This is a genomic window from Cognatiyoonia sp. IB215182 (assembly GCF_033963905.1).
Taxonomy (GTDB): domain Bacteria; phylum Pseudomonadota; class Alphaproteobacteria; order Rhodobacterales; family Rhodobacteraceae; genus Yoonia.
Window position 1 is genome coordinate 1 of sequence record NZ_JAXBMB010000043.1, and the last position, 6,259, is coordinate 6,259.

Sequence of the window (6,259 nt, forward strand, 5' to 3'; positions counted from 1 at the left end):
CTACGGGACGGGCAGTACGGATGTCAGCTCTGACCTGGGGGACGGGTCGATCGAGACCAGTGGCCTGGGCCTTGGGCTGGCCGCCACGTGGTATGATGCGCGCCGGTTCTATGTTGACGGGCAGGTGACGCTGACCTCCTACACCAGCGACCTGACCGCGGACAGGCTCGGGACCCTGACGGAGGGCAACAGCGGGACGGGCTATGCGCTGTCGCTGGAGGCGGGACAGCAGCTTGATCTGGGCACGCGGCTGACGGTGACCCCGCAATCCCAGCTGAGCCTGTCGTCGGTGACGTTCAGTGACTTCACGAGTGAGGCGCACCAGGAGGCGGTCGCGCTGAGCGATGCGACCAGCCAGCAGCTGCGGCTTGGGCTTGAGGTCGCGGCGCAGGAGCGTGGGGAGAGTGGCCTTTATGGCATTGTGAACCTGTACCATGAGTTTGGTGCGGGCAGTGAGGTGGAGGTGGCGGGCACGTCGCTGACGACGGAGCGTGAGCCCTGGACGCTTGGAGCTGGTCTTGGCGGTAGCTATGTCCTGAGCGAGCGTGTGGATCTGTTTGGCGAAGCCTCCTATGCCACCGGGCTCAGCAATGCGGGCGACACCAGCGCCCTCAGCGCAAGCGCAGGCCTCAAAGTGGTGTTCTAAGAGGATCACAGCCCAGCGGCTTTTGTGAGGTTTATGCGGAAGTGATCTCGGCGACGCTGGTTACGCCGGGTCATTTCGGCAGAGGCGTGGCCCGCGCGCAGGGATTGGCCGGAGAAGAGGGCGAGCCGTTCGGCTTCGGGCAGCTCAGCGCGGATGCCGCTTTTGAGAATGGTCGCTTTGATCAGCCGCGCCACGTGCTTGTCGTTGAGCCGTACGTTGAGGGCGCGTTTCCCGTCGCGCGAGGTGCGCACGAAGACCGGCCCGAAGTCGATCTTCGCGAACTGCAGCCACTGTTCCAAGGCGTGGACGGGGCAGGTTTGATCAGATGACCCGCGCCCGATTTCCACCTCGCGCCAGCCAGTCTTGGCATTGAGCGTCAGCACTGCGCCATCGTCGAGGATCTCAATCCAGCCGCTTGAATCCGACGTGTCATCCTTGCCCACATCAAGGCTGATAATCTCGGAGCGACGTAACCCGCCAGCATAGCCCAGAAGCAGGATAGCGCGGTCCCTGAGCCCGCGCAGGTCGAAGGACAGGGTGGCCACCATGGCGATGATGTCCCCGGGCAGGATCGCTTCCTTCTGCACCGGCGGTCGCGCGCGCTTGCGTCTGATCCCGGCAAGAACGGTGGCGATGTGGCGATCCTTTCGATCGAGCGAGAATCCGCGCTGCGCATAGTTCCAGGAAAGTCCGGAGAGACGACGATCGATTGTCGAGACCGATAGGGCAGGGGAGGGGCCTGTTGGCGCTGCCAGATCAGTCAGATAGAGCCCGATCATTTCTGGCGATGGGGGCATGGGTTCCATGCCATTCAACCGGCACCAACGGGTGAAGTGTTTCCAGTCGGCTGCGTAGGCCTTGCTGGTGTTCTCTGCTGCCACGGCTCTGGCGTAGTGGCGGGCGGTGTCGACGGGGCTGTCAAGGGTACCGGACCTAGCCAAGTGAGACGGAAGGGCGATTTCCTCGCCGGTTTGCGCGTCTCTCTCGTCGTGCTGCGCATCATTCATCGCATCACGGGACATTGAGATCGATTTCTCGGCTTCTGGAGGCTGGTTTTCAGGTACCTGGCTCATGTTTCCGAGCGTATCACATATAAGTCCGGTAATGTAGTTATTGGACATGAAGATGAACTTTAGGGTCAGACGGTTTGCACATCATATTTTCGACCAAAGCGCGGTCATGCGATAGCCATCTCGAACGAACTCCCCAGCCTACTGCAACTGCTGGGTTGCGGTTACCTCAGGGTAGGCAGAAACCCCTGAAGATGTGGCGTTTTTGCAGCCCGACTACTGCCCGGGTCCGACTGCGGAAGTCATCCTGTCCTGGAAACGCGCGGTCGCGCGACCAGTCGCGATGCAGTGCCTGCATCGAGACTACCTGAGGCAACGGTGGAGTTCTTTATGGCCTTCGACCTGGAGTCCCTGCAGGATCTGCCGGATCGGGAGCATCCTGATAAATTGGCTGTAGCGGCGTTTTCGTGAGGCGCCTACCGGACAAATAGTTGAATCTATAATGGACAATTCGTGACATCGCTACTAGGCATCCTGTGAGATGACAAAACAAGACGAATACCTACCGCGCCACCTGACGTGGGAATTGCAAGATGCCCTAAAGTCCGCACGCGTCGTGAACCTTGTCGGGCCACGACAGGTCGGAAAAACAACACTCGTTCGTGACCTGTTTCAAGAAGGCCGTTTCGTGACACTGGATGATGCGGCGGTTTTAGCGGCCATTGACGCAGATCCCGAGGGTCAGCTTGCAAGCCTTTCGGAAGACCAGGGCACAGGGCCAATCATCATTGATGAGGCACAAAGATCATCAAAGCTTGCGCTCGCCATCAAGAAGATCGTGGACCGTAATCGCCGAAAGGGTCAATTTGTTCTAACCGGGTCATCCAATGTCTTCACAACAGCAGATGTCGCAGACTCGCTGGCTGGCAGAATGCGGACCCTCAAGCTCTGGCCCTTGTCAGTGGCCGAGATCAATCGGTCGCCAGTTAGCCGTTTGATTGACTGGGCAATGCAGGATGCCCCATCGCTAGCGCAAGTCAAAGATCCAGCGCCATTGGCCCGCAAGGATTATGTCGATCTCATACTTGCCGGTGGCTACCCTGAAACACGTGAACTGCCCTTGCGATCAAGGCAGCGCCAATATCGCGACTATGTCGATGCCGTCGTCGATCGAGATGTGGCCGACATCATGCCCATTCGCAAGCCTGACGCGCTCCGCTTTCTGATTGACCAGATGGCTGCGCGCACGGCGCAGGAACTCAACACGTCCGAATTGGCAAAGCTGGCGAAACTCAAACGCGAGACAGTTGATCAGTATCTCGATATTCTCATGCGGCTTTCAATGCTCACCAAACTGAGCGCGTGGATGCCAGGCGAGCGTAAGCGTGATATCAAGCAACCGAAGTTCCATTTTGTGGATTGTGGAATTGCAAGTGCGCTTCGTCGGATGAACGAGAGATCGTTCGAGATAGGCAACACTCCAGAAGCACTGGGTGGCCTATTGGAAAGCTTCGTGGTTGGCGAGTTTCAACGTGCCTTGCCAATGCAAGACGAGGACTATCGGCTCTATCACTGGCGCAGCGCCGATCGACGTGAAATCGACATTTTGATCGACGGAGGGCATCGGCTTGTCTGTGTTGAGGTCAAGTCAGCGGCAGCTGTAGCAGCCGACGATTTCAAGCACCTGAAGTGGTTTGGAAGCGACGGGCCGGGAAGGGGGCGCAAGGTAAGCAGTATCGTGCTGTACCAAGGGCAGGAAAAGCTCACCTTCGGAGATGGCAACTTTGCTATACCGCTCAGCGCGCTTTGGAGCGAAATCGACTTCTAGAAATGCCAAAGTAGATGCGGCACCATAAGGGATCTGGCCCAAGTAGCGGCGCAGAAAAAAACACCACGGGCCTTACACATTGGGGGACAGACGACAACGGCTATTGTGGTGTTTATGCTGCTGGAGATTTGAAGCGCGGATGGACCACTAGGGTCTCAGTTACGCTGCATTTTGCTGGACGCCCAATGGATTGTTTCAAGGTGATTCAAGAACTCAAAAACGACCCTGGAAAGGCTCTTAAGAAGGCCCAAGAAGCGCATGCCGCCTGCGTGCCTTGGGAGAAAGATAAGCAAAAATGCCGATCAGTCACAAAGATGCTGGCGCTGACTTCAAACACGACAACCCACTAGAATGTGCCGCTAATCTGGAGCAGTTGAAGTCGGAAGGACTCGTGATTCCTTAACGAGCTTAGAAGCGAAGCAAATTGGTATAAGGAGTGGGGAACGATCTCCTTAACGGTTCAGGATAAGGAGCCTAGGAGCTGATGTTAGCGAAGAAGATCTTGGTCACTGGCAATTAGGTTTACAGCGCGGAAAGTGGTGGTTTGCGATGGCGCGTCGCCATGCAGGAGCAATAACCAATGTCTATTCAAATATAGGATTGGAGTATTTCCCAATACAGTAAGCGGGTTCTAGTGTTGGGCAGGAAACGAATGGCTCGCCCACCGCATGCTTGATAGAAAAATCACAAATATCCGCAATAAATTCAATATGTTACTTGCGCTTGTGGTGAAGCTGCCGTATTATCAGCTTATCAGCTTATCAGCTTATCAGCTTATCAGCTTATCAGCTTATCAGCTTATCAGGCGCTGCGCTCTGGCGTAGGCAGTAGCACTCACCGGTTTCCGCTTCCTGACAATCTGACATCCGGCTGCAGCCCGGCCATTGCCAGCGGATTAATTGACGGTTTGATCACGGCTTCCGGCCTGGATGGCCTGATGCGGTTGTACTCGCTTCCAGTGACGCGCGATCTGGCGGTCACCGGTACGAGATCAGCAGCAACGCCTTTAAACTTTTCTCCACAATCAGAACGGACGGCACGAAAGCAACGCGGCCAATTGCCGATCGTGACTCGCTTCCGGTTGAGGCTCAAACAACGCCCCCGGCTGATGCCCGCAATTCTGCCACCCCACTGACCGCCTGACGGGCAGGGCGGTGCCTTGCCTCGATTGTGCTCAAGTCCCTCACAGGAGAGTTTCACAATGACCAACCAGTCCTCAGACACCCAGCCCGCCCTTCGCCCGTTTAACGTCTCTGTTCGAGGTGGCCGCTTGACCAAGATCAAGGGGCGCGTGGCGAGTATTGCGCCGGGTTTGTCGGTGGTTGCAACTGCTGCGGTGTTGTTGACTGGCAACGCAGCACAGGCCGCCAATGAGTGTGGGACGGACGAGGTTGGCCAAGGCACCGTCACATGTGGTGCTAGCGATCCTAGCTACCCCAACTACACTGATGGCATCACCTATACCGGATCAGATGGGCTTACTCTGATCCTTGATGACCCTGCCATTGAGGTGGCCGGACTCGGGGCGATCGTGCAGGGCGCGAGTGGAAGTAAAGGTCATATTACGGTGCAAATGCGAGACGGAGAGGTCAAGACGATTGGTAGAGTAATTGGTGGAGTTGTTGAACGTGCCTACGGGCTTCGTGCTTACACCGAAGGGGATGGCGCTGTCACTGTGCAAATGAGTGGCGGCGAGATTGACGTTACTACGGATCAGTTCACAGCTTACGGGCTTCAAGCGAGCATTAGGAACTTTGAGAGCCAAGCCGACGCGACGGCCGAAATGACAGACGGCACAGTCACTGCGAATGGGGGTATCGGACTTTATGCGACCAGCCATAGCAGTGGTGCAACGCTTGCTCGGATGACCGGTGGGGTAATCGTCACCAGTTCGATAGAGTCGGGTACGGGCAATAGTGATAATCACGGGATTTATGCGACGGGTCTTGGCAGAAACGTGACGGCTCACATGATCAAAGGGGATGTTAGGACGAGCGCTTACCGCTCCAACGGGCTTGTGGCGAACCATTCCTTCTCCGGTGATGTGCTTGCTCAGATGGACGGTGGGACGATCCTCACGCAAGGGGAAGAGTCTGAGGGGATTTATGCGCTGTTCAGACACTCGGGTCGTGAAACTGAAGCATCCACAGCGACCGCGCGCATGAACGGAGGGCATGTCAAGACGACCGGTGAAGGTGCACATGGGGTTTTTGCGCGCAGCAGAGGCTTTGGCACTGGAGTTGCTCAGATAAAGGACGGGACAATCACCACGGAGGGGGCAGAAGCTCACGGGGTTCAGGCGACAACGAGAGATGGGCAAGCGATTGTCAGTCTGGGCGCGGGTGCCATTGTAACGGTTTCTGGAAACGGCTCTGACGGGATCCGTGCGACTGCGTTTGAGGGTGGTACTGGAAGTTTTGATGTAGAGGTGGCCGGGTTTGTGAGGGGCGGAGCTGAAAACGGTGCAGCGATCCGAACGATATCGAGCGACAGCGCCCGCCGTGGGAGGATTAATATCGCCAGCACCGCCACTGTGACTGCGGGGGCATCTGGCGTTGCGATACAGGTCGAGGGTGGCGCTGCGGTGGTCACCTCGGCAGGGATAATCACTGGCGATATTGTCTTTGGGGCGGGTAATGATTTCCTGATCCTGACAGGTGGAAACGTTACTGGCCGTATTGATGGTGGTGCGGGTGATAATGATCGGCTGATCTTGCGTGGTCAGATCATCAGCAGGACAGAGGAGAACTTCCTCAACTGGGAGCACGTGGCGCT

General features: G+C 56.9%; 4 protein-coding genes and 1 pseudogene. 4 read left to right on the top strand and 1 reads right to left on the bottom strand.

Annotated features, from left to right (window positions below; genetic code table 11):
- Positions 1 to 646 (top strand): autotransporter outer membrane beta-barrel domain-containing protein (locus tag SLH47_RS26000; protein WP_320244024.1); only part of this gene is annotated, 646 nt, incomplete at its 5' end.
- 5 nt (positions 647 to 651) lie between these two features.
- Here SLH47_RS26000 and SLH47_RS26005 read toward each other — a convergent pair.
- Entirely contained in the window at positions 652 to 1,719 is a 1,068-nt protein-coding gene (locus tag SLH47_RS26005; protein ID WP_413785688.1) for an integrase, read from the bottom strand.
- A gap of 478 nt (positions 1,720 to 2,197) precedes the next feature.
- Between SLH47_RS26005 and SLH47_RS26010 the strand changes: the two genes are divergently transcribed.
- From SLH47_RS26010 to SLH47_RS26020, 3 genes and pseudogenes are all read left to right on the top strand, one after another.
- Positions 2,198 to 3,484: an ATP-binding protein gene (locus SLH47_RS26010; protein ID WP_320244026.1), complete on the top strand. Its 1,287-nt coding sequence runs from the start codon at positions 2,198 to 2,200 to the stop codon at positions 3,482 to 3,484.
- Between the two features lie 14 nt (positions 3,485 to 3,498).
- Entirely contained in the window at positions 3,499 to 3,834 is a 336-nt protein-coding gene (locus SLH47_RS26015) for a hypothetical protein (RefSeq protein WP_320244027.1), read from the top strand.
- A gap of 851 nt (positions 3,835 to 4,685) precedes the next feature.
- A pseudogene (locus SLH47_RS26020) lies at positions 4,686 to 6,259 on the top strand (hypothetical protein); the annotation flags it as partial.

Excerpts from the sequence above, each read along its gene's own strand:
- SLH47_RS26005 (WP_413785688.1), bottom strand. The coding sequence starts at position 1,719 with ATGAGCCAGGTACCTGAAAACCAGCCTCCAGAAGCCGAGAAATCGATC.
- SLH47_RS26015 (WP_320244027.1), top strand. The coding sequence starts at position 3,499 with ATGCGGCACCATAAGGGATCTGGCCCAAGTAGCGGCGCAGAAAAAAAC.
- SLH47_RS26010 (WP_320244026.1), top strand. The coding sequence starts at position 2,198 with ATGACAAAACAAGACGAATACCTACCGCGCCACCTGACGTGGGAATTG.